Origin of the sequence: Nocardioides sp. Arc9.136 (assembly GCF_030506255.1) — a bacterium.
Taxonomy (GTDB): Bacteria; Actinomycetota; Actinomycetes; order Propionibacteriales; family Nocardioidaceae; genus Nocardioides.
The window spans coordinates 1249757-1273780 of the sequence record NZ_CP113431.1; the positions used below are offsets into that span (position 1 = coordinate 1249757).

General features: G+C 74.7%; 26 protein-coding genes and 1 tRNA gene. 10 read left to right on the plus strand and 17 right to left on the minus strand.

Translation table 11 applies throughout. The features are described from left to right. Nucleotides 1-48: 48 nt before the first annotated feature. The 5 genes from OSR43_RS06050 to OSR43_RS06070 form a co-directional block, all read right to left on the minus strand. Nucleotides 49-1371, minus strand: a complete 1323-nt coding sequence (locus tag OSR43_RS06050) for a hypothetical protein (protein ID WP_302270260.1) — start codon at nt 1369-1371, stop codon at nt 49-51. A gap of 220 nt (nt 1372-1591) precedes the next feature. After that, a complete protein-coding gene (locus OSR43_RS06055; protein ID WP_302270262.1) occupies nt 1592-1984 on the minus strand; it encodes an ATP-binding protein in 393 nt (130 codons plus the stop codon). Continuing rightward, entirely contained in the window at nt 1981-2289 is a 309-nt protein-coding gene (locus OSR43_RS06060) for an STAS domain-containing protein (protein ID WP_302270265.1), read from the minus strand. The genes OSR43_RS06055 and OSR43_RS06060 overlap by 4 nt, the downstream gene beginning before the upstream one ends. Before the next feature lie 39 nt (nt 2290-2328). After that, on the minus strand, nt 2329-4578 hold the full coding sequence (locus OSR43_RS06065; protein WP_302270267.1) for a SpoIIE family protein phosphatase: 2250 nt from the start codon (nt 4576-4578) through the stop codon (nt 2329-2331). A 62-nt stretch (nt 4579-4640) separates the two neighbouring features. Then, nucleotides 4641-5351 (minus strand): HAD family hydrolase, encoded by a 711-nt coding sequence (locus tag OSR43_RS06070; protein ID WP_302270268.1) that lies wholly within the window; start codon nt 5349-5351, stop codon nt 4641-4643. 101 nt (nt 5352-5452) lie between these two features. Between OSR43_RS06070 and OSR43_RS06075 the strand changes: the two genes are divergently transcribed. Beyond that, complete coding sequence (locus OSR43_RS06075; protein ID WP_302270270.1) at nt 5453-5947, plus strand: pyridoxamine 5'-phosphate oxidase family protein; 495 nt, start codon at nt 5453-5455, stop codon at nt 5945-5947. A 232-nt stretch (nt 5948-6179) separates the two neighbouring features. On the opposite strand, the gene OSR43_RS06080 is transcribed toward OSR43_RS06075, so the two are convergent. Then, entirely contained in the window at nt 6180-6527 is a 348-nt protein-coding gene (locus OSR43_RS06080) for an STAS domain-containing protein (protein WP_302270271.1), read from the minus strand. Between the two features lie 304 nt (nt 6528-6831). On the opposite strand from OSR43_RS06080, the gene OSR43_RS06085 reads away from it, so the two are divergent. After that, the gene (locus tag OSR43_RS06085; protein ID WP_302270272.1) at nt 6832-7788 is read left to right on the plus strand and encodes an iron-containing redox enzyme family protein; all 957 of its coding nucleotides are present in this window, start codon (nt 6832-6834) and stop codon (nt 7786-7788) included. Continuing rightward, nucleotides 7785-8078, plus strand: a complete 294-nt coding sequence (locus OSR43_RS06090) for a CDGSH iron-sulfur domain-containing protein (protein WP_302270274.1) — start codon at nt 7785-7787, stop codon at nt 8076-8078. The genes OSR43_RS06085 and OSR43_RS06090 overlap by 4 nt, the downstream gene beginning before the upstream one ends. Before the next feature lie 82 nt (nt 8079-8160). Here OSR43_RS06090 and OSR43_RS06095 read toward each other — a convergent pair whose 3' ends face one another. Together OSR43_RS06095 and OSR43_RS06100 are read right to left on the minus strand one after the other, a co-directional pair. Further along, nucleotides 8161-8799, minus strand: a complete 639-nt coding sequence (locus OSR43_RS06095) for a class I SAM-dependent methyltransferase (protein WP_302270275.1) — start codon at nt 8797-8799, stop codon at nt 8161-8163. Beyond that, nucleotides 8796-9005 carry a hypothetical protein gene (locus tag OSR43_RS06100; protein WP_302270277.1) on the minus strand — a complete coding sequence of 70 codons (210 nt, stop codon included), beginning with the start codon at nt 9003-9005 and terminating at the stop codon, nt 8796-8798. Before OSR43_RS06100 ends, OSR43_RS06095 begins: the two co-directional genes overlap by 4 nt. Nucleotides 9006-9122: 117 nt before the next feature. Between OSR43_RS06100 and OSR43_RS06105 the strand changes: the two genes are divergently transcribed. Further along, on the plus strand, nt 9123-9791 hold the full coding sequence (locus OSR43_RS06105; RefSeq protein WP_302270279.1) for a response regulator transcription factor: 669 nt from the start codon (nt 9123-9125) through the stop codon (nt 9789-9791). Between the two features lie 30 nt (nt 9792-9821). On the opposite strand, the gene OSR43_RS06110 is transcribed toward OSR43_RS06105, so the two are convergent. Together OSR43_RS06110 and OSR43_RS06115 are read right to left on the minus strand one after the other, a co-directional pair. Next, complete coding sequence (locus tag OSR43_RS06110; protein ID WP_302270282.1) at nt 9822-10262, minus strand: SRPBCC domain-containing protein; 441 nt, start codon at nt 10260-10262, stop codon at nt 9822-9824. Next, nucleotides 10259-11437: a zinc-dependent alcohol dehydrogenase gene (locus OSR43_RS06115; protein ID WP_302270283.1), complete on the minus strand. Its 1179-nt coding sequence runs from the start codon at nt 11435-11437 to the stop codon at nt 10259-10261. Before OSR43_RS06115 ends, OSR43_RS06110 begins: the two co-directional genes overlap by 4 nt. A gap of 197 nt (nt 11438-11634) precedes the next feature. On the opposite strand from OSR43_RS06115, the gene OSR43_RS06120 reads away from it, so the two are divergent. From OSR43_RS06120 to OSR43_RS06140, 5 genes are read left to right on the plus strand one after another with little or no spacing between them, the layout of a single operon-like run. Then, complete coding sequence (locus OSR43_RS06120) at nt 11635-12792, plus strand: glycosyltransferase family 1 protein (RefSeq protein WP_302270284.1); 1158 nt, start codon at nt 11635-11637, stop codon at nt 12790-12792. Further along, on the plus strand, nt 12777-13844 hold the full coding sequence (locus OSR43_RS06125; protein ID WP_302270285.1) for a glycosyltransferase family 4 protein: 1068 nt from the start codon (nt 12777-12779) through the stop codon (nt 13842-13844). The genes OSR43_RS06120 and OSR43_RS06125 overlap by 16 nt, the downstream gene beginning before the upstream one ends. Then, nucleotides 13841-14848 (plus strand): glycosyltransferase, encoded by a 1008-nt coding sequence (locus OSR43_RS06130; protein WP_302270287.1) that lies wholly within the window; start codon nt 13841-13843, stop codon nt 14846-14848. Before OSR43_RS06125 ends, OSR43_RS06130 begins: the two co-directional genes overlap by 4 nt. A gap of 2 nt (nt 14849-14850) precedes the next feature. After that, nucleotides 14851-15717 (plus strand): glycosyltransferase family 2 protein, encoded by an 867-nt coding sequence (locus tag OSR43_RS06135; RefSeq protein ID WP_302270288.1) that lies wholly within the window; start codon nt 14851-14853, stop codon nt 15715-15717. Between the two features lie 23 nt (nt 15718-15740). Continuing rightward, complete coding sequence (locus OSR43_RS06140; RefSeq protein ID WP_302270289.1) at nt 15741-16358, plus strand: flavodoxin family protein; 618 nt, start codon at nt 15741-15743, stop codon at nt 16356-16358. A 158-nt stretch (nt 16359-16516) separates the two neighbouring features. Here the strand turns inward: OSR43_RS06140 and OSR43_RS06145 are convergent, their stop codons facing one another. Beyond that, complete coding sequence (locus tag OSR43_RS06145) at nt 16517-17467, minus strand: TIGR03557 family F420-dependent LLM class oxidoreductase (protein ID WP_302270292.1); 951 nt, start codon at nt 17465-17467, stop codon at nt 16517-16519. A 196-nt stretch (nt 17468-17663) separates the two neighbouring features. On the opposite strand from OSR43_RS06145, the gene OSR43_RS06150 reads away from it, so the two are divergent. After that, on the plus strand, nt 17664-19037 hold the full coding sequence (locus tag OSR43_RS06150; protein ID WP_302270293.1) for a serine/threonine-protein kinase: 1374 nt from the start codon (nt 17664-17666) through the stop codon (nt 19035-19037). 29 nt (nt 19038-19066) lie between these two features. Here OSR43_RS06150 and OSR43_RS06155 read toward each other — a convergent pair whose 3' ends face one another. From OSR43_RS06155 to OSR43_RS06180, 6 genes are all read right to left on the minus strand, one after another. Next, nucleotides 19067-19267, minus strand: coding sequence for a hypothetical protein (locus OSR43_RS06155; RefSeq protein ID WP_302270295.1), 201 nt, complete (start codon nt 19265-19267; stop codon nt 19067-19069). A gap of 74 nt (nt 19268-19341) precedes the next feature. Next, nucleotides 19342-20868: an FAD-dependent oxidoreductase gene (locus tag OSR43_RS06160; RefSeq protein ID WP_302270296.1), complete on the minus strand. Its 1527-nt coding sequence runs from the start codon at nt 20866-20868 to the stop codon at nt 19342-19344. Then, nucleotides 20868-21101, minus strand: a complete 234-nt coding sequence (locus tag OSR43_RS06165) for a hypothetical protein (protein ID WP_302270297.1) — start codon at nt 21099-21101, stop codon at nt 20868-20870. Before OSR43_RS06165 ends, OSR43_RS06160 begins: the two co-directional genes overlap by 1 nt. Before the next feature lie 55 nt (nt 21102-21156). Continuing rightward, nucleotides 21157-22107: an alpha/beta hydrolase fold domain-containing protein gene (locus OSR43_RS06170; RefSeq protein WP_302270298.1), complete on the minus strand. Its 951-nt coding sequence runs from the start codon at nt 22105-22107 to the stop codon at nt 21157-21159. Between the two features lie 79 nt (nt 22108-22186). Then, a tRNA-Lys gene (locus OSR43_RS06175) sits at nt 22187-22262 on the minus strand. A gap of 70 nt (nt 22263-22332) precedes the next feature. After that, on the minus strand, nt 22333-23919 hold the full coding sequence (locus OSR43_RS06180; RefSeq protein ID WP_302270299.1) for an NAD(P)/FAD-dependent oxidoreductase: 1587 nt from the start codon (nt 23917-23919) through the stop codon (nt 22333-22335). Nucleotides 23920-24024 lie beyond the last annotated feature (105 nt).

Here is a 24024-nt window from a genome sequence, read left to right on the forward strand (position 1 = left end):
CGGGGAACCGGCCCTCGTGGCCTGCGCGCCACCTCGCGGTGGCTGGTCTCAGCGGACGCGGACGGTGTAGGTCCCCGTCGTGGCTCCGGTGGTCGACTCCGAGCCGGGGAGGACCAGGCGGTAGCGGTAGGTGCCCTTCTTCCGCTCGCGCGGGAAGGTGACGGTCGTCGTGCGGCTGGCCGGGGTGAGGGTCTTCAGCGTGCTCCAGGTGCCGCCGGTGCGGTAGCGCTGCAGGGCGAGGGTCTCGAGGCCGGGCTGCTCGACGTTGACCCGGGCCGAGGGGGCCGCCGAGCCCTTGCGGACGGTGGCGGCGCTGCGCCAGCCGTCGATGTCGGAGACGGCGAGCGGGACGTCGTACGTCGAGGCATCGCCGTCGTCGTCGATCCGGCAGGTCAGCGGGGCCTTGGCCGGCTCCTGGTGGAACTTCTCGCCGTAGTGGTAGTTGCTGCCGGCGACCTGGGTCCAGACGACCGCGTAGTCACGGACGCCGGCCGGCCACCTGGGGTGCTGGGCGTAGCTGAACGCGCGGGTGCCGGACCAGGTGGTCTCGTTGTTGTGGAAGTTGAGCGTGACCTCGCCGGCGGTGTCGGTCCAGACGCGGACGTTGATGTCGTTGGACTGGCCGTCCGGGATGTTCGAGGGGTAGTCGACCACGAGCGCGTCGCAGGACGGGTCGGTGTAGCGCCAGTTCCAGTCGAAGTTCCCGCTGCTGTCGACCGCCGGCTCGTTGACCGGGAAGGACGGCAGGCCGGCCTCCTCAGGGGTCGCGGGGACCGGCAGCACCGGCTCGGTCGGGTCCGGGACCAGCACGGGCGGCGCGGTCGGCGTCGGCGTGGGGGTCGGCGTGGGCGTCGGCGTGGGGGTCGGCGTGGGCGTGGGCGTGGGGGTCGGCGTGGGGGTCGGCGTGGGGGTCGGCGTGGGCGTCGGCGTGGGCGTGGGCGTGGGGGTCGGCGTGGGCGTGGGCGTGGGCGTCGGGGTCGGCGTCGGCGTCGGGGTGGGGGTCGGCGTGGGAGCCGCCGCGTTGGCGACCTTCCAGACGGCGTAGCTGTAGTGCGAGATCGCCTTGCCCGAGCTGTGCTTGATCACGACCGTCCGGGTCGGGTTCGCCGAGTAGTAGGCGTACTCCGGGCCGTAGTTCTGCTTGACGCTGCCCGCCTTCACGCAGGTGGCGATCACGACGTAGCCCTCCGGCGCGGTGATCGTGACCGTCTGCGGCTCGCCCTTGGTGTCGATCTTGGTGCTGCTGAGCGGCACGCAGACCTGACCGGTGTTGGTGGCGGCCGCCGGGGCGGCGGTGCCGGCGAGGGTCACCACGGGGAGGGTGACGGCGGCCGCGGCGAGAGCCGCGAGGGAGGCGAGACGGGTGCGCACGAGTTCCTTCTTCTTCCACGGGAGGGGCGTTGAAGAGGACTCTTGCAGGCCGATCGCGCGGTTCTGTCGGAGTTGATCGAACCTTGCGCCGCGCGGGCCGAACCTTCAGCAGGTCTTGAGAAAACTCCGGTTCCGGCGGGCCCCGGGAGGAGGCTGGATGAGCCGGACGAGCAAGGACGCCGCCGGCCGGAGGGCCGACGGCGTCGCGGGAGGAGGAGTCTCAGCCGAGCTCGAGCTTGGCGGTGATCCGGGTGCCGTCGCTGCGGTCGATCGACAGGCTCTGGCAGATCGACTCGACCAGGGCGAGGCCACGTCCCCGCGGGGCGTACATGTCGACCTTGGTGACCGTCGGCTCCGCCTCGCTGCCGTCGTCGCGCACGCACAGGGTCAGCACGCGGTCCTCGACCCACCACGACACGTGGATGGCGTCGTCGTCGGACCGGCCGTGCTCGACCCCGTTGGTGACCAGCTCGCTGACGACCAGCGCGGCGTCGTTGACGATCCGCGCCGGGACGCCGGCCTGGGTCAGGAAGTCGTGCAGCTGGTGGCGGGCGGCCGTGGCGGCGGCCAGCTCGAACGGGAGCCGGTAGGACCGGACGTCGCCGGTGCTCATGCGGTGCGGTACGGCATCGCGCACACGTGCAGCACGCGCTGCGCGACGGTCCCGTCCTCGGCGAGGAGGTCGAGCTCGGCGCCGGCGCTCCTCATGTTCTTGTGGGCCGTGGCCAGCACACCGACGGCGAGGCTGGGCATGAAGTCGACGTCGCTGAGGTCGACCACGAGGGACTGGGCGAAGTCCTGGCTGTACTTCTGCAGGACGTCGCGGAACCGCGGGCCGGCGAGCTCGTCGATCGTGCCGCTCACGCGCACGGTGCGGGTCTGCTCGTCGTAGTCCGCACTGAAGGGTCGATCCAACACGGGAGCCATCGTAACCGAGGCCGGGTCGGCCCCCGGCGCCTACCCGAAACGGATGGCGACGACGGTGGTGTCGTCGTCCTTCTCGCCCGGCACGGCCTCCACGAGGGCGTCCACCCAGGCCTCGAGCCCCTCCGTGCCCGGGCCGGTGCCACCGGCGGCCCGCAGCAGGCCCAGCGCGGCCAGCAGGTCGACCTCCCGACGCTCGACCAGGCCGTCGCTGAACATGAGCAGCGTCGACCCCTCGGGCACGACCACCTCGGCGGCCCGCGCGTGCCCCTCCCCGAAGCCGAGGAGCGGCCGGGCGGTGACGGGTACGTCGCGTGCCGCGACGCCGTCGAAGAGCAGCGGCAGCGGGTGCCCGGCGCTGACCAGCTCCACCCGGCGGGTCGCGGGGTCGACCACGGCCACGAGCGCCGTGGCCACCCGCTCGTCGATCATCGAGGACATCAGCCGGTCGAGGCGGTCCAGGCAGGTGCCGGGGTCGTCGCCGGCGAAGAGGTAGGCGCGCATGGCGCTGCGGATCTGGGTCATCGCCCCGACCGCGGAGACGCCGTGGCCGGCGACGTCGCCGACCACGTAGGCGACCCGGCCGCCGCCGACCTCGACCGCGTCCCACCAGTCGCCGCCGAGCTGGAAGGTGGACGCGGGCAGGTAGCGGGCCACGACGTCGACGCCGTCGACCTCGGGGAGGTGCTCGCGCAGGATCGAGCGCTGCAGCGACTCCGCGACGGCGATCTGCTCGCGCGAGCGCTGCAGCATGAGGCCGTTGACGTGGGTCTGCAGCGCCGTGGCCGCGTCGGCCTGCCAGGGCTCCCACGGCGCGCTGTGCCCGCGCACGACCTGCTGCCACTTCTCGAAGGACTTGCGCGGGGACAGCCGGACCTCGGGGCCCTCCTGCGCGGCGATCAGCTTGTTCGTCGGGTCGCCGCCCCAGTCGACGACCTGCTCGAGCTCGGGACGCAGCCACAGCAGCCAGCTGTCCGGCCCCGCGGCGATGCACAGGGCGCCCGCCGCCACCGAGGAGTGCGCCGCCAGGGCGGGGTCGAGCACGGCGAGGTGGTCGCTGGCCACGACGTCGCCGGTCGGGCGCAGCAGCAGCTGCGCGATGCGCCGTACGACGTCGTCGGGAGGGACGTCGCCGGCGGTGTGCAGCTGCTCGTCGTGGCACAGCGCGACGCCGCCGGCCTCCATGAGGCTCAGCAGGTCGGGGTCGCAGACCAGGCCGTCCAGGGGAGCGGTGCTCGAGGCGGAGAGCCGCGCCGTCATCTGCGCGAGGGTCGACTGCGCGGCCAGGGCGGCCTCGCGCTGGTCGGAGCGCTCCCGCTCGGCGACCATCTGGGAGGTCACCTGGCCCAGGAACTCCGCCGCGGCGCGTGCGTCCTGGCTGGGCCGGTGCGGGCCGGAGTAGTGGTGGCAGGCGACGAGGCCCCACAGCTCGTCGTCGACGATCAGCGAGACCGACATCGAGGCGGTGACGCCCATGTTCGTGAGGTACTCGACGTGGATGGGGGAGACGCTGCGCAGCGTGGAGTGGGACAGGTCCAGCGGGGCGCCCGTGCCGGGGTCGAGCACGGGGTGCAGCGGGACCGGGGTGTAGCCGATGTCGGCGATCAGCCGGGTCCAATTCACCGTGTAGAGGCGGCGTGCCTGGGCCGGGATGTCGGTCGCGGGGTAGTGCAGCCCGAGGAACGGGTTGAGGTCCTCGCGGCGCTCCTCGGCGACGACCTCGCCGTTCCAGTGCTGGTCGAAGCGGTAGACCATGACGCGGTCGAAGCCGGTGATCTCGCTGACCTCGCGGGCCAGCTGCGCGGTGAGGTCGTCGACGGTGGTCGCGGCGGCGAGGCGCCCCATCGCGCTGCGTGCCGAGCGGTAGGACATCGGGAGTGCCCGGCCGCGCTCGACGGGCTCGACCTCGACCACCAGCCGCTCGCCGGAGCGGTGCACGCCCACGTCGACCGTGGCGCCCGCGAGGGTCCCCGGGCGGTCCGCGGGCAGCAGGAGGGTCAGCGGCTCGCGGGCCGTGGCCAGCTCGGCGTGCCGCAGGACCGCCTCGGTGGCGCCCTCACCGATGAGGTCGGCCAGCGGTCGACCGACCGCGTCCTCGAGCGCGACCCCGAGCATCTGCTCGACGTTCGAGGAGACCATGACGGTCGCGGTCGTGCCGGGGTCGATCGACAGCAGCACGCCGTGCGGCTGGATGGCCCCGGGGACGTGGATCGGCTCGCGGTCGCAGTTGTTGAGGTCGACGCGACCGTACGCCGGGGTGTGCGGCGACACCGTCTCGGTCACGCGGGCTCCTCGGCAGTCGCGGCGGGTCGCGCCGACTTTACCGGCCGGGGACCGGCACGGGGTCATCCGGGCGGGTCGGCACCTTCTCCCGCACGCGCGACCGCGGCGAGCACCTCGTCGAGGTGCTCGGCCAGCGAGGCCGGCCCGTCGTGGACGGCGACGGCGCCCGCCTCGCGCAGCTCGGCCTCGGTGGTCCCGCCGGTGAGGACGCCGACGAAGGCGATCCCGGCGGCGTGCGCCGCCTCGGCGTCCCACACCGTGTCGCCCACCGCGAAGGACCGGTGGGCCTCGACCCGCTCCAGGCTGGCCGAGAGCAGGTCGGGCGCCGGCTTGCTCGACTCTGCCTCGTCACCCGAGAGCGTCGACCGGACCAGGCCGGCGCCCGGGACGAGGTCGAGCAGCCGGTCGGTGAGCTGCCGCTCCCCGGAGCTGGCCAGCACGATCTCCACGCGGGCGTCGCGCAGGGCCGTGAGCAGCTCCTCGGCGCCCTCGAGGACACCCACGTCCCCGAACCGCGCGTCGAGGTGGTGGGCGTGCCGGGCGCGGATGTCGTCGCCGACGGAGCTCTCCACGCTGTCGTTGGTGACCGCGGCGACCAGCCGGTCGCCCCCCATGCCGATCGCGCGGTGCAGCCGCCAGGACGCCACGTCGACGCCGACGTCGCGGAACGCGGCGCGCCAGCAGCAGACGTGGACGTAGACGGAGTCGACGAGGGTGCCGTCGAGGTCGAGCACGACGGTGTCGGGGCGTCGGTCGGGCGTCTGGTCGCTCATCGGTTCCTCGCAGGTGGGGGACGGGCGGGGTCGACGGTAGCCGGGCGGGTACCGGGCCGATCGACCGACGACGTACCCAACACCGACCGGGAGGAACCCGCGTGAGCGACCAGACCGACGCCCCGCACGCCGAGGAGCGCAAGCTCGTCGAGCTTCTCGACGACATGCCGATCGCGATGATGACCACCGTCGACGCCCGCGGCGACCTGCGGGCGCTGCCGATGGCCCGCCAGGAGGTCGAGCCGACCGCGGACCTGTGGTTCATCACCGCTCGGGACACCCAGCACGTCGACGACATCCGGGCCCGTCCCCAGGTGGGGCTGACGTTCTCCGCGCGGGACTCCTGGGTCTCGCTGCGGGGCCGGGCCGAGGTGGTGGACGACGAGACCAAGCTGCGCGAGCTGTGGAACACCTTCGCCGAGGCCTGGCTGCCCGGCGGCCCCGAGGACCCGAACGCGGTGCTCATCCACGTGACCGTGGACCACGGGGAGTACTGGGACAGCCCCGGCGGCAAGGTGGCCTCGCTGATCAGCTTCGCCAAGGCCAAGCTGACCGGCGACACCTACGACGCCGACACCGGCAAGGTCGACCTCTGAGGCGTCCCCACGCATGACGAGGCCCGGCGCCTGGAAGGCGCCGGGCCTCGTGCCGTCCGGGGAAAGATGTGCCGGCGGGTCGTGCTGCAGTCTTCGGGTCTGCGTAAGTCCCATGCCCTCGGATCCGTCGGCACCGGGGAGGTACCCGGGGCCGCGGGTGGCAATCACATCCGATGTGGTTTCCACCCGAACGGGTGAGGGCTGCGCCCGGTAGGACCGGGTCGGCGGAGGTTCAGACGGACTCGGTGGCCGCAGGGCCGGCGGACCAGGGCTGGGGGACCGCCTCGTGGTACGGCATGCCGGTGATGAACAGGACCCGGTGGGCGATGGTGCCGGGAGCGGCGACCAGCGCGAAGTCCACGCCGTTCTGGTCGGCCTGGCGCAGGCCGGTCGCGAGGACGCCGACGGCCACGCTGGGCAGGAAGTCGACGTCGCTCAGCTCGACGGCCAGCGCCCGCGTGCCCCCGGCCGAGTGCTCCTGGACCGCGGTGCGCAGCGCGGCGACGGCGTACTCGTCGATGGACCCGCCGAGGGTGAGCACCCCGTCGGCGTACGAGGACGAGAAAGGCCGTTCCAACATGCGTCGACCCTATCGGCCCTCGTGGAGAGCGGCCGAACCGAGTTCCTCACCCCTAAGGGTCATTCTGTCGTGGGCCCGCCCGCCGCGCCTGGAGTGGCCGACGGCACGGTCGGCAGCGAGGTTTCCGGCCCTCGGCCGCAGGTCACCGGAGCGGCATGACGCTGCTGACCGACCGGCGCCCGCTGCCGCCTGCCTCCCCGGGGGGCTCCCCGACCGATGCTCCCGACGGGCCCGGCACGGGCTTCCGTGACTGCAGGGGCACGTGGCACCGGCTCGATGTCGACGACGACGGGGGACAGGGCTGATGCTGCTCCCGAAGGCCCGCGGGACGCTGAGCGAGCAGCTGTTCGCCGCGCTGCGCGAGGAGCCGGGCACCCCGGTCCCGCTGGACGCCGCGGTCGCCGACGACGCCGAGGACCGGGCGATCGCGCTGTGGGCGTCCTACGAGCTGCACTACCGCGGCTTCGAGGACGTCGACGACCGCTGGGAGTGGAGCCCGGACGTGCTGCGCGTGCGCGCCGGACTGGAGGAGCTGCTCGAGCTCGAGCTGCGCGAGCGGTACGCCGTCCACCAGCCCGGGCGCACCGACGACCTGGCCAAGGACCTCTTCGACTACGTCGCCGGCCACGACGGGCCGTCGATGGCGCGCTACGTCCAGACCGACGCGACCGAGGCGCAGGTGCTGGAGCTGCTGCGGCAGAAGTCCGTGTACCACCTCAAGGAGGCCGACCCGAGCGCCTGGGTCGTCCCACGGCTCCCCACCGGCCCCAAGGCCGCGCTCATGGAGCTGCAGTTCGACGAGTACGGCGACGGCAACCCCGCCCGCCTCCACCAGCACCTCTTCGAGCGCGGGCTCGAGGCCGCCGGGCTGCGCTCCGAGTACGGCGCGTACGTCGACGAGGCCACCCTGGCGGTGCTGGAGGCCAACAACGTGCAGTCCTTCCTCGGGCTGCACCGGCGGCTGCGCGCCGCGTCGCTGGGCCACCTCGCGGCGTTCGAGGCCACCAGCTCGATCCCCTCGCGGCGGATGGCCCAGGGCCTCGAGCGGCTGGGCTTCCCCGACGAGATCGTCGACTACTACCGCGAGCACGTGGAGGCCGACGCCGTCCACGAGCAGCTGGCCGTCCGCGACATCTGCGTCCCCCTCGTCGAGACCGAGCCGGCGCTCGCCGACGACGTCTTCCTCGGTGCCTTCGCCTGCCTCGACACCGAGGACCGCCAGGCCCTCGACCTGCTGGCGAAGTGGGGGGTGGACGCGTGAGCGCCCAGCCCGTGGACCGCGCGCCGAGCGATCCGGCCGAGCAGACCGAGGAGGTAGAGGAGCAGGTGGCAGCCGCTCCGTCGCGGCCGGTGGTCGAGGAGCGGCCCACGATCGTCATGTGTCCGGAGGGGCCGATGCTGGTCCGCGGCGACCTGGTCATCGAGGACACGGAGGGCACCCGGCACCGCACCACGCGGCCGGTGAGCGCGGTCTGCCGGTGCAACAAGTCGGCCACCAAGCCGTGGTGCGACGGCACGCACAAGCTGCTGCCGAAGAAGCTGCGGCCCTAGCCCCGGACGCAGCCCGCTGCTCGGACCCCGGCGCGTGCCGGGCCGAGCAGCGGGTCAGGCGTGCCGCGGGTCGAGCAGCGGCTCAGGCCCGGACGAAGCGCGCGACGACCCCGCGCTCGAAGGAGCGCGAGGACTCCAGCCGGAGCCCGTGCGCGGAGGCGACCGGGTCGGCGAGGGCCTCGACCTGCTCGAGGGTGCCCAGCTGCAGCAGGAGCGAGGCGCCGGGCAGCAGGTGGGCCGCGGCGACCTCGACGCAGGCGATCGCCACGACCAGGCCATCGACGCCCCCGTCGATGGCGAGCAGGGGGTCCTCGGGGAAGCGGGACGTGTCGGCGGCCGGCACCCACGGCGGGTCGGCCACCACGAGCCCGTACCGCTCGTCGGCGGGCACCATCGTCGCGAGGTCGCCGTTGCGGACCTCGACCCGGTCGCCGAGGCCGGCGGCGGCGGCGTTCTGGAGGGTGTAGGCGCAGGCCACCTGGTTGGCGTCGACGCACACCAGCCGCCGGTCGCTGTCGCGCACCGCGAGCAGGCCGATCTGGCCAGCACCGGAGCACAGCTCGAGGACCGGTCCCGGGGGTGCGTCAGGCAGCAGCTCGGCGGCCCACTCCGACTGGGCCACGGTCCAGGGTCGCGGCCGCAGGACGTGCTCGTCGAAGGTGATCGTCAGCGGCCCGAAGGCCATCTGCTCGCCGACGGCGGTGCCGTGCTGGGCCGTCACCGGCCGCTGCTCGAGGCGTCGGCGGGAGCCGCGAGGCCCCACGTCACGATGTCGCTGGTGGGCGCCTGGTTGCCGTCGTCGGTGTCGTCGCCCCGGATGACGCCGATGAGGAGGAAGGTCCCTCCCACGACGATCAGCAGGACGAGGACCGCTCCCGCGATGAGGTACCGGGCCCGGCGGTCGTCGACCGGCTTCTTGGCGCTCATGACGGCTGTCCGTTCCTGCGTTCACGGTCATCTCGCATGAGCGCCCTGTGTCCCGATCCCGAGGGCGGCATGCAGTCGAGGGGACCCGGGGCGGCCGGGATGTGGTGGGATGCATCCATGGCCCAGCAGACGCGCCCCGTGCGCCTCGCGATCGTGAACGACTACGAGCTCGTGGTCGCCGGCGTCGCCGCGCTGCTGTCCCGGTACGACGACCGCGTGGAGGTCGTGGAGCTCGACAGCCGGATGCCGGTCGTGAGCGACGTGGACGTCGTGCTCTACGACTCCTACGGCCAGGTCCAGGGCGACCGGATCGACATCGAGAACCAGCTCCAGGGGATCGATGCGAAGGTCGTGGTGTTCAGCTGGAACGTCCAGCCCGACCTCGTGCAGCGCTCGCTCGACAACGGCGCGTCGGCGTACGTGTCGAAGGGCATCAGCGCCGAGGAGCTGGTCGGCCTCATCGAGCGGGTGCACGACGGGGAGACGATCACCCCGGACGAGGACCAGCCGGCACGGTCGGGCGAGTTCGGCCGGTGGCCCGGCGCCGACCTGGGGCTGAGCCAGCGCGAGTCCGAGGTGCTGGCCCTGATCACCCAGGGGCTGTCGAACCAGGAGATCGGCGAGCGGGCCTACATCGGGATCAACACGGTCAAGACCTACATCCGCACGCTCTACCGCAAGATCGGCGTGACGCGCCGGGCGCAGGCCGTGGCCTTCGGCATCGAGCACGGCTTCCAGCCCGACCGGGTCCGCCACGTCGACGGCCGGACCCAGCGCGAGGGTTGAGCCCGGCCGACGGCTGGACGGGTGGGGCGGTCAGGTCGTGACGCGCCCCTCGACGACGTACGCCAGGCGGCGGAGGGACTCCACGTTGCGCCAGCCGAGCTGGGCGTCGCGGATCGGCTTGGGGACCAGTCGTCCGGGGCCGTCCTCGACGTCCTCCTCGATCGTCACCTGGGTCTCGGTGCCGACCGCCTCGAGGTGCAGCCGCACCCGCGCGGTGCCGGCGGGCCACCCGCGCGCCTTCAGCTCCAGGAGCGAGGGCGGCTGCGCGCGCAGCACCTCGGTGTTGTCGTCGATGAGGAGGGGCCACGTGCCGACGGAGTGGTGCAGCCTGGACCCGACCTCGGGCCAGGTCTCGTCGACGTCGCGCATCCGCGAGGCGCCGACCACCCACAGCGGGTAGAGCCAGCCGTCGCAGAGCACCTCCCAGACCTGCTCGGGCGTGGCGTGCAGGAGGCGGGTGGTGGTGCTCACGGCCGGAACACCACCTTGACCATGCCGTCCTCCTTGGCGCGGAACTTGGCGTAGGCCTCGGGGGCCGCGTCCAGCGGGAGGTGGTGGGTCGCGAAGTCCTCGGTGCCCAGCGGGTCACCGTCGGTGAGCAGCGGCAGGATGTCGTCGCTCCAGCGGCGGACGTTGGCCTGGCCCATGCGGAGCTGGATCTGCTTGTCGAACATCTGGAACATCGGCATCGGGTCGGTGGCGCCGCCGTACACGCCGGACAGCGACACCGTGCCGCCGCGGCGGACGCAGTCGATCGAGGCGTGCAGCGCGGCGAGGCGGTCGAAGCCGGCCTTGAGCATCAGCGGCTCGGCGACGGCGTCCGGCAGCAGGCCGACGGCCTTGATCGCCTTCTCGGCCGCGGGGTTGCCGTGGGCCTCCATGCCGACCGCGTCGATGACGGAGTCGGCGCCGCGACCGCCGGTGCGGCTGCGCACCTCCTCGGCGAGGTCGTCGACGGCGTCGAGGTCGATGGTCTCGGCGCCGCGGGCGCGCACGCGGTCGAGGCGCTCGGGGACCCGGTCGACGACGATCACGCGGTGGCCCTCGTGGATCGCGATCCGGGTGGCCATGTCGCCGATCGGGCCGGCGCCCATGACCAGCAGGACGCCCTCGGGCGGGAGCTCGGCGTACCGCACGGCCTGGTAGGCGGTCGGCAGCACGTCGGAGAGGTAGACGAACCGGTCGTCCGAGGGGCCCTCGGGGATCTTGATCGGGAGGGTGTCGGCGAACTGCACGCGGAGGTACTCCGCCTGGCCGCCGGGCACCTGGCCGTAGAGCTTGCTGTAGCCCAGCAGGCTCGCGCCGGTGCCGTGCTCGCGGTTCTGCGTGGTCTCGCACTGGCTGTGCAGGCCCTGCGAGCACGTCCAGCAGGTGCCGCAGCTGACGTTGAAGGGGACCACCACGCGGTCGCCGACCTTGAGGTCCTTCACGGCGGGACCGACCTCCTGCACCACGCCCATCGGCTCGTGGCCCACGACGTCGCCCTTGGTCATGAACGGCGAGAGCGGCTCGTAGAGGTGCAGGTCGGAGCCGCACAGACCGGTCGAGGTCACCTTGATGATCGCGTCGGTCGGGTCGACGATCGTCGGGTCCGGGACCTCGACCACCTGCATGTCACGGGTTCCCTGCCAGGTCACTGCCTTCATCCGGTGCTCCTCCTCGTCGGCCGTGGTCGGCCGGCTGTGCGTCGTCGGCGTTCGGTGCCCGTCGGGTACCCGGCCGCACCGCGCCACACACGAGGAGGGTCGCGGCGGTCACGTCGTGGGACCCGTCCCTGGAGGAGAAGCGCTTTCACCCCGATGGGCTAGGTCGGGCGTGTCGGCGGGCGGGTATCGGTCGGCACGTGACGCTCCTCGACGAACCCGCGCCCGCGCGCGCCCCGCGTGCTCCCCGGTCCGGGTCGGCGGTGACCGTCGCCTCGGTGCCGGCCGGGCACGTGTACGTCCGCCACCTCGCGCCCGAGGCCGGTGGCGGTCCGCGGCGGTTGACCGACCCCCGGCCCGCCGGCCGTCCCGCGGACTCCCAGGTGTGGTGGCCGCCGGCCATGCTCGACCCCTCCTGGGTGCGGGGGCACGAGTTCGACCTGCTTCACCTGCACTTCGGCTTCGACGCGCGCAGCCCGGAGGACCTGAAGGCCTTCGCCGACGCGCTGCACGACACCGGGCGGCCGCTCGTCTACACCGTCCACGACCTGCGCAACCCCCACCACGAGGACCGCACGCTCCACGACGCCCAGCTCGACGTCCTCGTGCCGGCGGCCGACGAGCTGGTCACACTCACCGCCGGCGCCGCCGAGGAGATCCGGCGGCGCTGGGGCCGCACCGCCACCGTCGTCCCGCACCCGCACGTCGTCGACCTGCGCACCATGGCGGTGGCGCAGGACGTCCGCGCGCGCCGGGGCGCCGGTCGCGGCGACGGGTTCCGCGTCGGACTGCACGTCAAGAGCCTGCGCGCCGGCATGGCGCCGATGACGATCCTCCCGGCGCTCGTCGACACGGTCGCCTCGCTGCCCGGGGCGGTCCTGCAGGTCGACGCCCACCGCGACGTCCTGGACGACGACGGCGCGCGCCGGGACGACCGGCTCGCGACGTATCTGCGCGGGCTCGAGGCCGACGGCCTGGTCGACCTCCGCGTCCACGACTACTTCACCGACGACGAGCTGTGGGCCTACCTCGCCTCGCTGGACGTCTCGGTGCTGCCGTACCGGTTCGGCACCCACTCGGGCTGGCTGGAGGCCTGCCGCGACCTCGGGACCACCGTCGTGGCGCCGAGCTGCGGCTACTACGCCGACCAGGGGCCGGTGCTGTCCTACGTCCACGCCGAGCAGGAGTACGACGCCTCGACCCTGGCCGAGGCCGTGCGCACCGCCTTCGAGACCCGGCCCCGGTTCGGGGCGTCGATCGACGAGCGCCGGGGCCAGCGGGCCGAGGTGGCCGCCGCGCACGACCGCGTCTACGCGGCGGCCCTGGAGAAGGTCGGCCGCCGGTGCGCATCTGCCTGATCGCGTCCTCCCGGTTCCCGGTCGCCGAGCCCTTCGCCGGCGGCCTGGAGGCGATGACGCACGCCCTGGCCCGGGAGCTGGTGGACCGGGGCCACGAGGTGTCGCTCTTCGCCGGCCCCGGCTCCGACCGGGCGCTGCCGGTCGAGCTGCTCGACCTGCCGGAGTTCGAGCCCAGCGACGTCGCCATGAGCGACGTCAACGCCCCCTCGCGGCACTGGATGGCCGAGCACCACGCCTACCTGTCCCTGATGCTGCGCCTGGCCGGCGGGGAGGACCAGCGCTTCGACGTGGTCCACAACAACAGCCTCCACCACCTGCCGGTCGCGATGGCCGGGAGCATCTCGGTGCCGGTGGTGACCACCCTGCACACCCCGCCGCTGCCCTGGCTGGAGTCGGCCATCGCGCTGGCGCCGGGGGAGTCGTCGTTCGTCGCGGTCAGCCGTGCCACGGCGCGCGCGTGGTCGCACGTGACGGACGCCGCTGCCGTGCACAACGGGGTGGACGTCGACACGTGGCTGCCCGGTCCGGGCGGCGGCCCGGCGGTGTGGACGGGCCGCCTGGTGCCCGAGAAGGCCCCGCACGAGGCGATCGACGCGTGCCGCCGGGCCGGCGTGCCGCTGGTGCTCGCCGGGCCGCTGGCGGACCTCGGGTACCACGAGTCGCACATCGCGCCGCGCCTCGGCGGGGACGTGAGGTACGTCGGGCACCTCGACCACGCCGCCCTGGCCGGGCTGCTCGGCCGGGCCTCGGTCGCGGTGACCACGCCGGCCTGGGACGAGCCGTACGGGCTGGTCGCGGCCGAGGCGATGGCGTGCGGCACGCCGGTGGCGTCGTACTCCCGCGGGGCGCTGCCCGAGGTCGTGGCCCCGGGTGCCGGCGTCCTGGCCCGGCCCGGGGACGTCGACGACCTGGCCCGAGCGGTCCTCGAGGCGCGCGGCTGCGACCGCGGGGAGGTGCGCCGCCATGCCGTGGAGCACTGCTCGCTGACGCGGATGACCGACGAGTACGAGCGGATCTACGCCGACCTCGTCGACGACGAGCTCGCCGCGTGAAGGTCGGGTACTACGTCCACCACGTCGGGCGCGGCCACCTGCACCGGGCCACCTCGATCGCGGCGGAGCTGACCCGCGGCGGGGCGGAGGTCACCGGCCTCTCCACGCTGCCGCGGCCGCGGGGCTGGACCGGCCCGTGGGTCGAGCTGGCGCCGGACGACGGGGGCGTCGAGGTCGAGCGCGACGCGGTGACCGCCGGCGGCCGCCTGCACTGGGTGCCGCGCCGCCACGCCGGGCTGCGGGACCGGTCGGCCGCGGTCTCGGCCTGGATCGGGTCGGCCGACCCGGCGGCGGTGGTCGTCGACGTGTCGGTCGAGGTGTGCCTGCTCGCCCGGCTGCACGGCGTGCCGGTCGTCTCGGCGGTCCTCCCCGGGGTCCGCGACGACGGCCCGCACGGGCTCGGCGCGGACGTCGCCGACGCCCTGCTGGCCTTCTGGCCCCCGGCGGCCACCGGGATGGTGCGGCCGGACGGCCTCGCCCGACGGGTCACCGCGGTCGGTGGCCTGGCGCGGTACGCCGTCGCACCGCCCGGCCCGCGCCGGCCCGGGCCGCTGCGGGTGACCTACCTGGCCGGTTCGGGTGGCCACGAGCTGGACCCGGCCCTGCTGGAGCGTGCCCGGCAGGGGACGCCGGACTGGGAGTGGACCGTGCTCGGCGGCTCCGCGCCGTGGGTCGAGGACCCGCGCAGCGCCATCGCCGAGGCCGACGTCGTCGTCACCCACGCCGGCCAGAACGCCCTCGCCGAGGTCGCCGCCCTGCGCCGGCCGGCGGTCGTCGTCCCGCAGGACCGGCCCCACGACGAGCAACGCTCGACCGCCCGGGTGCTCGGCGCGGGCGGGTGGCCGGCGCTCGTGCGCGACGCCTTCCCCGCCGAGGGGTGGGCCGGGTTGCTCGAGGAGGCCCGCGCGCTCGACGGCGAGGGGTGGTCGGCGTGGTGCGACGGCGGCGCCGCCGCCCGCGCCGCCGCGGTGGTACGTCGCGTGGCCGACGGGGGAACCGGGTGAGCATGTCCAGCAGCCCGGCGGCCGCCCCGGGGCCCGCCTCCGAGAGCGCCCCGCGCGTGCGGGTCGGCGTCGTCACCGTCGCCCACGGCCGCCACGAGCACCTGCACCACCAGCACCGTGCGCTCGCCAGGTCCGACCGGCTGCCCGACGACTACGTCGTGGTGGCCATGGGGGACCCGGGCATCACGCCCGGCTCCGTCGACGGCCTGGCCCGGCGCGTCGTGCCCCTCGCGCTGCCGGCGGACGGACGCCTGCCGCTGGCCACCGCCCGCAACCGCGGCGCGCGGGCGGTGCTGGACGCCGGCGCGGACGTGGTGGTCTTCCTCGACGTCGACTGCCTGGCCGGCCGCGAGCTGGTCGGTGCCTACGCCGACGCGGCCCAGCGCGAGCCGGACGTGCTGTGGTCCGGACCGGTGACCTACCTCCCTCCGGGGCGGGGCGGGGGCGACCTCGACCGCCTCGACGAGCTCGACGACCCGCACCCGGCCCGGCCGGCCCCTGCTCGGGGCGAGCTGGTCGGCGAGGGCGACCCGGACCTGTTCTGGTCCCTGTCCTTCGCGGTGTCGGCGACCGGGTGGGCGCGCGTCGGGGGGTTCTGCGAGGAGTACGTCGGCTACGGCGGCGAGGACACCGACTACGGCCGCTCGGCGGTCGCCGCCGGCCTGCGGATCGGCTGGGTGGGCGGTGCCCGGGCCTACCACCAGCACCACCCGGTGGAGAGCCCGCCGGTGCGCCACCTCGACGACATCCTGCGCAACGGCGCGCTCTTCCACCGGCGGTGGGGGGAGTGGCCGATGCGCGGCTGGCTGATGGCGTTCGAGGAGCAGGGGCTGGTGCGGCGTACCGCGGACGGCTGGGAGCGCGCCTGAGGTCCGGTGGGTACCGGCCGGTCATGGACGACAACCTCGACGACCTCCGCTCCCTCGTGCTCGTGTGCACCCTGAAGTCCGGCGACCAGGACTCCAGCTCGGACCTCATCGGCCGCCAGGTCCTCGACCGGCTGGCGTCGTACGGCGCGCCGGGCGAGGTCGTCCGCGTGGTCGACCACGACGTGCGCTTCGGCGTCACCACCGACGAGGGCGACGGCGACGAGTGGCCGGCCATCCGGAGCAGGATGCTCGCTGCGGACGTGCTCGTCGTCGCGACCCCGATCTGGCTGGGCCAACCCTCCTCGGTGACCAAGATGGTGCTCGAGCGGCTCGACGCCGAGCTCGGCGAGACCGACGAGGAGGGCCGGATGCTCACCTACGGCAAGGTCGCGGCGGTCGCCGTGGTCGGCAACGAGGACGGCGCCCACCACGTGGTGGCCGAGTGCCTCCAGGCCCTCAACGACACCGGCTTCTCCGTCGCGGCGAACGGCAGCACCTACTGGGTGGGCGAGGCGATGCAGGCGGTCGACTACGCCGACCACGACGAGACGCCGGAGAAGACCGCCGGCACCAACGACACGGCCGCGAGGAACACGGTCCACCTGGCCCGGCTGCTCAAGGCCGCGCCGTACCCCGCCTGAGCCCCGCCTGAGGCCCATCTGAGCCCCCGCCTGAGGCCCATCTGAGCCCCGCCGGGCCCCGCTTCCCGGGGCAGTCCCTCGCTTCCCGGGGTAGATCTGCCCCGGGAAGCGAGGGGGTCCCCGGTGGACCGGGGACCCCTGCTGCGGCACACCCCGGCTCAGGAGCGCAGCTGGGGGAGCACCTCGCTGCCGTAGGCGCGGATCATGTCGAGGTAGTGCGGGCCCATGTTGGCGACGTAGACCTCGTCGTAGCCGGCGTCGACGTACTGCTGCAGCTGGTCGACGTGGCGGGCGACGTCCGGGCCGGCGACGATGCTGCCGGCCGTCGACTCCCGGGTGACGAGCTGGGAGGCCTGCTCGAAGTGCTTGGGCGAGGGGAGCACCTGGGCGAGCTCGCCGGGCAGGCCCGCGTTGGCCCACAGCCGGTGGGCGTGGTCGACTCCCTCGTCCTCGGTGGCGGCCCAGGCGACCTTGACGCCGCCCTGGGTGGGCTTGCCGCCGGTGGCCTCCTTGAACTGCGCGACGGAGTCGGCGTCCGGAGCGGTGCTGACGAAGCCGTCGCCGATCGCGATGGCCGTCTGCAGCGCCTTGGGGCCGAACGCCGAGACGTAGACGGGGACCGGCTGCTCGGGGAGCGTGTAGAGCCGTGCGGTGTCGACCTGGTAGTGCTTGCCCTGGCGGGTGACGGTCTGCCCCGTCCACAGCTCGCGCATCACGTCGACGGCCTCCTCGAGCATCTCGAGCCGGACGTCGAGCGAGGGCCACGGCCCGCCGAGCACGTGCTCGTTGAGGGCCTCGCCCGTGCCCACGCCGAGGGTGAACCGGCCGTCGAGCATCACCGACGCGGTCGCGGCCGCCTGGGCGACGACCGCCGGGTGCACCCGCACGGTCGGGCAGGTCACGGCGGTGGTCACGGGCAGCGAGCAGGCCTGCGACAGGGCGCCGATGACCGACCAGACGAAGGCGCTCTCGCCCTGCTCGTCGTTCCATGGGTGGAAGTGGTCGCTGATCCAGAGGGCCTCGAACCCCGCCTCCTCGGCGGCGACGGCCTGCTCGATCAGCTGCTGCGGGGTGTACTCCTCGCAGGACAGGAAGTATCCGAAGCGCATGGGGCTCCTCCCGGGTCGGTGTGCGGCGTCCGGGAGGTACCCCGCAGGCCGGGCCCGCACCGCGGGCCAGACCACCCCGACGGGTGGTGATTGCACCGACGGCACCGGGGGCACCGGTCGAGGAGCACGGATCCCCCGCCGTGCGACGCGTCTGCCCCTGACCTGACCGTGCCCGACCCTGCCCGGAGGCGTTCGGATGGAGCTGCTCGACGAGCGCTACGAGCTGCGAGAGGTCATCGGTCGCGGTGGCATGGCCGAGGTCCACCGGGCCTGGGACCGGGTGCTGCAGCGGGACGTCGCGGTCAAGGTGCTCCTCGCCCCGACGGGGCTCGAGGAGGCCGAGACGGCGCGGCTGCGGTTCGCCGCCGAGGCCAAGCTGCTGGCCCGCCTGGACCACCCCGGCCTGGTGACGCTGCTGGACGTGGGCACGTCGACCGGTCGGCCCCACTTCGTGATGGAGCTCGTCGACGGGGGCACGTTCGCGTCCCTCCTGGCCGACGCCCCGCTGGACCCCGTGCTGGTTGCCGGCGTGGGCGCCCAGCTCGCCGACGCGCTGGCCCACGCCCACGCGCACGGGATCGTGCACCGCGACGTCAAGCCGGGAAACGTCCTGCTGACCCGTGACCGGCGCGTCAAGCTGGCCGACTTCGGCATCGCGCGGCTCCTCGGCGAGACCGCAGGGGTGACGCGGACGGGGAACACCGTCGGCACCATCGCCTACCTCGCGCCCGAGCAGGTCCGCGGCGAGGGGGTCGGGGCGGCGGTCGACGTCTATGCCCTGGGCCTGCTGCTCCTCGAGGCCGTCACCGGCGTGCGCGCCTACCCGGGCACGTCGACCGAGTCGGCCTTCGCGCGGCTGCACCACAGCCCGACGATCCCCCTGTCGCTGCCGACCGGGTGGCCTCGGCTGCTCGCCGCCATGACGGCCTCCGACCCCGCCGAGCGGCCCGCCGCGTCGGTCGCCGCGGCGGCCCTCCGTGCGCTGGCCGAGGGCCGCCCCGTCGTCGTGCCGGTCGCCGACCTGCCGCCGACCGTCACCACCGCCGCCGGGCCGCGGACCGAGTGGGTCCCGCGCCGGCGCACACGACGCCGTACGGCGGGTCTGGCGGCTGCTGCCGCGGCGGTCGTCGCCGGGATCGTCGCCGGCGCCGCCACCCTGCTGCCCGACCCGGCGGCGAGCGACGCGGACCCGGGGAGCAGGGCCGCCGCCGCGCAGGCCCTGCAGCCGGCCTCGGTGCTGTCCCCATCGGCGGCAGCGTCCACCGAGGGCACGGCGGCCGGCCGCCCGGTCTCCACCGCGACCCGGTCGGCCACGGCGGCGCCGGACGGTGGGCGGAACGGTTCCCGGGCCGCCGGCGGCGGCCCGACCGCGGGCCAGGGCGGCGGCGGCGGGGACGGTGCGAAGGGCGACGGCCGGGGCCACGGCCACGGCAAGGCGAAGGGTCACGGCAAGGGAGCCGGCAAGGGAGCCGGCAAGGGAGCCGGCAAGGCCGGGGGTCACGGCAAGGCGAAGGGCCACGGCAAGGGCGGCAAGGGCGGCAAGGGCGGCAAGGGCGGCAAGGGCCGCTGACCACGCCGCCCGTCCCGGCCCGCTCCCGCTCAGGTGCAGGTCGGGCAGGCCAGGCGGACCGGGAGGTCCGCGCACAGCGGTGCGCCCTCGGCGACGGGCGTCGCGGCGCCGGTCAGGCGCGGCAGCATCGGCTCGCCGCACCGCAGGCAGCCGCCGGCGGTGACGGTCTCCCTGTCGGTCTGGTGGTCGGTCTCCCGCTGGACGGTCCCGGTGCTCTCTCCCTGGTGCATACCTTGACCGGTATCCCAGGGTGACGCTGGTCACGCGGTCGCGCAGGTGAAGGTTCTCGCGACGGACGCCCCGGTCAGCGACCGGCGAGCGGGCAGGTCGCCGGTCCCTCGAGGACCGCGCCGTCGGGGGCGAACCGGGAGCCGTGCAAGGGGCAGTCCCAGCTCTGCTCGGCGTCGTTCCACCGCAGCACGCCGCGCAGGTGGCTGCAGACGGCGGAGACCCGCCGCTCGACGCCGTCGACGACCGAGACCGCGGTCGGCGTGCCGACCCGGTCGTACCGCACCACGCCCTCGCCCTCGCCGGGCGTGCCGACCAGCGGGTGCGAGCGGAGCGTGGGACGGAGCCAGCCCCAGCCCAGCTCGACGGCGACCTGCGTGTTGAGCCGGGTGGACCGGGGGAGCCCACGGAGCTCGCGCGGGTCCCAGGTGGCGTACGCGCCGGCCCACGGGACCCGGCCGCCGAGCACACGGGCCGCGAGCAGGTGGGCGGCGGCCACGCCGTTCGTCAGGCCCCACTTGGCGTACCCGCCCGCGACGAGGAGGTCGTCCCGTCCCGGGAGGAGCGGGCCGGCGTAGGGCAGGCCGTGGTGCGGCCCGTAGTCCTGCGCGGACCAGGCGTGGGTCTCCTCGGCGCCCGGCCAGTGCTCGGAGGTCCAGGCCCTCAGCTCGTCGAGGCGCTCCCGCTCGGAGACGGCGGCGCCGACGCGGTGGCCGGCCCCGCCCACCAGCAGCAGGTGACCGTCGGGACCGGCGGGGCTGCCCGGGCTGACAGGTGCGTCGCGCAGCGAGCGGGTGGGGGAGTCCGCGGAGAGGTACATCCCGTCGACGGCCGGGGTGGGGGTGCGGAAGGCCAGGCCGTAGGAGCGCGACGGCTCGACCCGGGCGAAGAACCCGCCGCGGTCGAGCACCGGCACACCGGTCGCCAGCACCACCGACCGGGCGCTCACGGTGCCGTGCTCGGTGACGACGCGCGCCGGGACGTGCCCGGTGACCCGGCGCACGCGGGCGCCCTCGACGATCCGCACCCCGTGCGCGCGTGCGTCGTCGGCGAGCGCCTCGAGCAGCGCCACCGGGTCGACCTGCAGCTGGTCGGCCAGGCGCAGCGCGCCGAACGTGTCGTAGGGCAGCGGCGGGTCCTCGACCCACTCGACCTCGGGGCCCGGGCCGAGGTCGACGCCGTCGAGCGCACGCTGCTCGGCGCGGAGCCGGCGGCGGCCGACGAGCGAGGTGGCGTAGGTGTACGCCGGACGGCGCTGCGCCTCCACGCCGTGCTCGGCGACGAACCGGGCCAGCCAGGCCTGTCCCTCGCGGTTCCCGGCGGCGTACGACGCCAGCACCGACGGCGGGTGCCGACGCGCGATCCGGGAGAACGTCGTGCCCTGCAGGAGGCTGACCTTGGCCGTGCTGCCGCCGGTGGTGCCCGCGCCGATCCTGCGGGCCTCGACCACGGCCACTGAGAGGCCGCCCCGGGCGAGGAGCCCCGCGGTGGTGAGGCCGGTGATCCCGCCGCCGACGACGACCACGTCGTGGGTCCCGCCGAGGGTCGGCGCACCCGCGTCCGGACGCGGGTGCCGTGCCTGCCAGGGCGAGACCAGGGCCATCAGGCGGGCTTCTCCTGCGGTTGCCTGGCCGCGAGGAAGCGCTGCACCTCGGCGAGGTCGTAGGCCGTCTCGGGGTGGGCGGTCACGGGCGCCGGTCCGATCCCGGCGCGTCGCCAGTGCTCGACGGTCTGCCGATCGACGGCCGCGACCTCGGCGAGCTCGGCCGCCGTCAGCACGATGGGCGCGGCCCTGGGTGCGGTCGTCACGGGGTCGTGCTGGTCCTGCTGCGTCACCGGTGGCCCTCCTGCGGTCCGTCTGCGGTGCGCCGGTACCCCGCCGTGGCTCCCGTCACGCCCGCGGGGCCGCTCCCGTCCGGGCGGCGTCGCGGACCGCCCGGGCCAGTCGGCGGCGGGTACGGCGGGCCTCGGGGACCGCGCGGGTCATCCAGACGTGGAACATCGCGGGCACCTCGAGGACCCGCAGGTCGGTCGAGCCGTCGCGCAGGCGGGCGGCGAGGGCGTCGACCGCCGGGCGGAGGATGTCGCGGTCGCCGATGTGCACGTCGACCGGCGGGAGGCCGCGGAGGTCGTCGGCCAGCGGGTCGACGAGGGGGTCGGTCGTCGGGCGGTCGCCGGCCCACCACCGGGCCGCCGCCCGCAGGCCGGACTCGGCGAGCATGGGGTCGGTGGGCTCGAGGTCGCGCACGGCCTCCTCGTCGAGGGTCGGGTCCAGCCAGGGACTGAGCGCGACCACGCGGGCCGCCTGCGGACCGCCCTCGTCGCGCAGGCACCGGGCGAGGACGAGGACGAGCGCCCCGCCCGCCGAGTCGCCCATCAGCACCAGCGGCAGGTCGTCCGCGGCGGCCTCCCGTGCGAGGTCGAGGAGCCGGGGGAGCGCGTCGTCGACAGTCGCCACCGGGGCCAGCGGGTAGGCGGGCACGACCACCTCTGCGGCGGCCGAGCGGCCCGAGAGCGCCCGGACCAGCCGCCAGTAGTCCGGTGTCAGCGGGTGGACGTAGCCGCCCCCGTGCACGTAGAGCACCCGCGCCCGCGGGCGGCCGCGCCGCGGTCGGACCGTCCATACGGTCAGCCCCTCGGGCCGGTCGGTCGCCACGCGCCGTACCCACCGGGTGAGGCGGGTCGGCGGCGCGTCCCCCTGCTCCTGGAGCCGCTCCGCCGTGACGCGCGTGTGCTGCTCGCCCTCGAAGGCCTGCTTGTCGCGACGGGCCCGCATGCCGAGGACGTAGAGGCGCGTCCACGGCGTCGGTGCGCGACCGTCGACCGCCCAGTGCACCGTCATGGCGTCCCGTTGTCCCGCGCCGGTCGGCCCGAAACGAGGACCGGCTCCGACCTGCATCTCTGCTGGTCGGAGCCGGTGGTGGTACGCCATCAGGGACTCGAACCCCGAACCCGCTGATTAAGAGTCAGCTGCTCTGCCAATTGAGCTAATGGCGCCCGGTGAAGCGAGGACTACGTTACCAGTGGGCGGCCACCGGGAGAAATCGCCGGGTGGCGTGCGCCGGGGTCAGCGGGCGGCCAGCACGGCCTGGGCCGCGTTGTGCCCGGCGATGCCCGACACCGCGCCGCCACGACGCGCGCCGGAGCCGCAGAGCAGCACCGAGTCGACACCGGTCTGCACGCCCCACTGCTGTGCGGGGGTGTCGAGCCGGGCCCGGTTGGCCGCCCAGGGCCAGTCCAGGTCGCCGTGGAAGATGTGCCCGCCCGGCATGGCGAGGTCGCGCTCGACGTCCTGCGGGATCTTCGCCTCGATGCACGGCCGGCCGGCGGCGTCACGGGCGACGCACGACTCGATCGGGTCGACCAGGTGCTCGTCGAGGGAGGCGATCGCCCGGGCCACCGCGGTCGCCTTCGCGGCGGCAGGGTCGGCCTCGAAGAGCGTGGCCGGGGTGTGCAGGCCGAAGTACGTCAGCGTGTGGGTGCCCTCCGGCTCCCCGCCGAGGACCGAGGGGTCGGTCAGCGAGTGGCAGTAGACCTCGCCCGGCAGGACCGAGGGGACCCGCCCGGCCGCGGCGTCGGCGTGCGCGCGGGCCAGCTGGCTGTAGTCCTCGGCGAGGTGGAGGGTGCCCGCGAACGCCACGGCCGGGTCGACGCCGGAGCGCAGCCGCGGGAGCCGGTCGAGCAGGAAGTTGATCTTCAGCTGGGCGCCGACCGGCTTGGTGGCGGGGTCCTCGGGACCGCCGAGCAGGATGCGCAGCACCCACGGCGCGACGTTCGCCAGCACGGTCCCCGCCTCGACCGTCCGCAGCCGCTCGCCGTCGTGCCAGTCGACCTCCGCGCCGTCGGCGTGGGCCCGGACGGCGCTCACCCCGGCTCCGGTGCGCAGGGTCGCCCCGGCTCCTGTCGCGGCCCGGGCGAGCGCGTCGGTCACCGCGCCCATGCCGCCGACGGGCACCCGCCACTCGCCCGTGCCGTTGCCGACGAGGTGGTAGAGGAAGCACCGGTTCTGCACCAGCGAGGGGTCGTGGAGCGAGGCGAACGTGCCGATGAGCGCGTCGGTCGCGACCACGCCCCGGACCGTGTCGTCGCGGAACCGGCGCTCGACCGCCTCGCCGAGGGGCCGCGCGACGACGTCGCGCCACGTGCCCGGGTCGACGCGGTCGCGGACCGCCCGCTCGGTCGGCAGCGGCTGGAGCAGCGTCGGGGCGACGACGCGGGCGAGGTCGGCGACGTCGGCGTAGAACTCCCGCCACGCGTCGTACTCCTCGTCGGAGCCGGTGAGGGCGCGGAAGGACTCCGCCGTCGCGGGACCCTCCGTGCGCTCGACGAGCAGCCCGCCCGCGCGGCCGTCGCGGAGGACCGGGGTGTACGACGCGGTCGGGCGCGACACCAGGGTCAGGTCCAGGCCGAGGTCGGCCATCAGCGCCTCGGGCATGAGGGAGACGAGGTAGGAGTAGCGCGACAGCCGCGTGCCGTGGCCCGCGAACGCGGCGGAGGAGACGGCGGCCCCGCCGGTGTGGTCGAGCCGCTCGAGCACGAGGACCGAGAGGCCCGCGCGGGCGAGGTAGGCGGCCGAGACCAGGCCGTTGTGGCCGCCGCCGACCACCACGACGTCGTAGCGGGTGCGGTCCTGAGCAGCGTCTCCCGAGATCACGCGGGTCACGCTAGGCCATCGCCCCTTCGGGTGGTCGGGGCACGGCCAGGTCACGAAATGGACGACTGCCTGCGGCGGCGGGTGGTTGATGGTTGCATCCATCCC

Excerpts from the sequence above, each read along its gene's own strand:
- OSR43_RS06055 (WP_302270262.1), bottom strand. The coding sequence starts at position 1,984 with ATGAGCACCGGCGACGTCCGGTCCTACCGGCTCCCGTTCGAGCTGGCC.
- OSR43_RS06070 (WP_302270268.1), bottom strand. The coding sequence starts at position 5,351 with ATGAGCGACCAGACGCCCGACCGACGCCCCGACACCGTCGTGCTCGAC.
- OSR43_RS06080 (WP_302270271.1), bottom strand. The coding sequence starts at position 6,527 with ATGTTGGAACGGCCTTTCTCGTCCTCGTACGCCGACGGGGTGCTCACC.
- OSR43_RS06085 (WP_302270272.1), top strand. The coding sequence starts at position 6,832 with ATGCTGCTCCCGAAGGCCCGCGGGACGCTGAGCGAGCAGCTGTTCGCC.
- OSR43_RS06100 (WP_302270277.1), bottom strand. The coding sequence starts at position 9,005 with ATGAGCGCCAAGAAGCCGGTCGACGACCGCCGGGCCCGGTACCTCATC.
- OSR43_RS06105 (WP_302270279.1), top strand. The coding sequence starts at position 9,123 with ATGGCCCAGCAGACGCGCCCCGTGCGCCTCGCGATCGTGAACGACTAC.
- OSR43_RS06115 (WP_302270283.1), bottom strand. The coding sequence starts at position 11,437 with ATGAAGGCAGTGACCTGGCAGGGAACCCGTGACATGCAGGTGGTCGAG.
- OSR43_RS06135 (WP_302270288.1), top strand. The coding sequence starts at position 14,851 with ATGTCCAGCAGCCCGGCGGCCGCCCCGGGGCCCGCCTCCGAGAGCGCC.
- OSR43_RS06140 (WP_302270289.1), top strand. The coding sequence starts at position 15,741 with ATGGACGACAACCTCGACGACCTCCGCTCCCTCGTGCTCGTGTGCACC.
- OSR43_RS06145 (WP_302270292.1), bottom strand. The coding sequence starts at position 17,467 with ATGCGCTTCGGATACTTCCTGTCCTGCGAGGAGTACACCCCGCAGCAG.
- OSR43_RS06150 (WP_302270293.1), top strand. The coding sequence starts at position 17,664 with ATGGAGCTGCTCGACGAGCGCTACGAGCTGCGAGAGGTCATCGGTCGC.
- OSR43_RS06155 (WP_302270295.1), bottom strand. The coding sequence starts at position 19,267 with ATGCACCAGGGAGAGAGCACCGGGACCGTCCAGCGGGAGACCGACCAC.
- OSR43_RS06160 (WP_302270296.1), bottom strand. The coding sequence starts at position 20,868 with ATGGCCCTGGTCTCGCCCTGGCAGGCACGGCACCCGCGTCCGGACGCG.
- OSR43_RS06170 (WP_302270298.1), bottom strand. The coding sequence starts at position 22,107 with ATGACGGTGCACTGGGCGGTCGACGGTCGCGCACCGACGCCGTGGACG.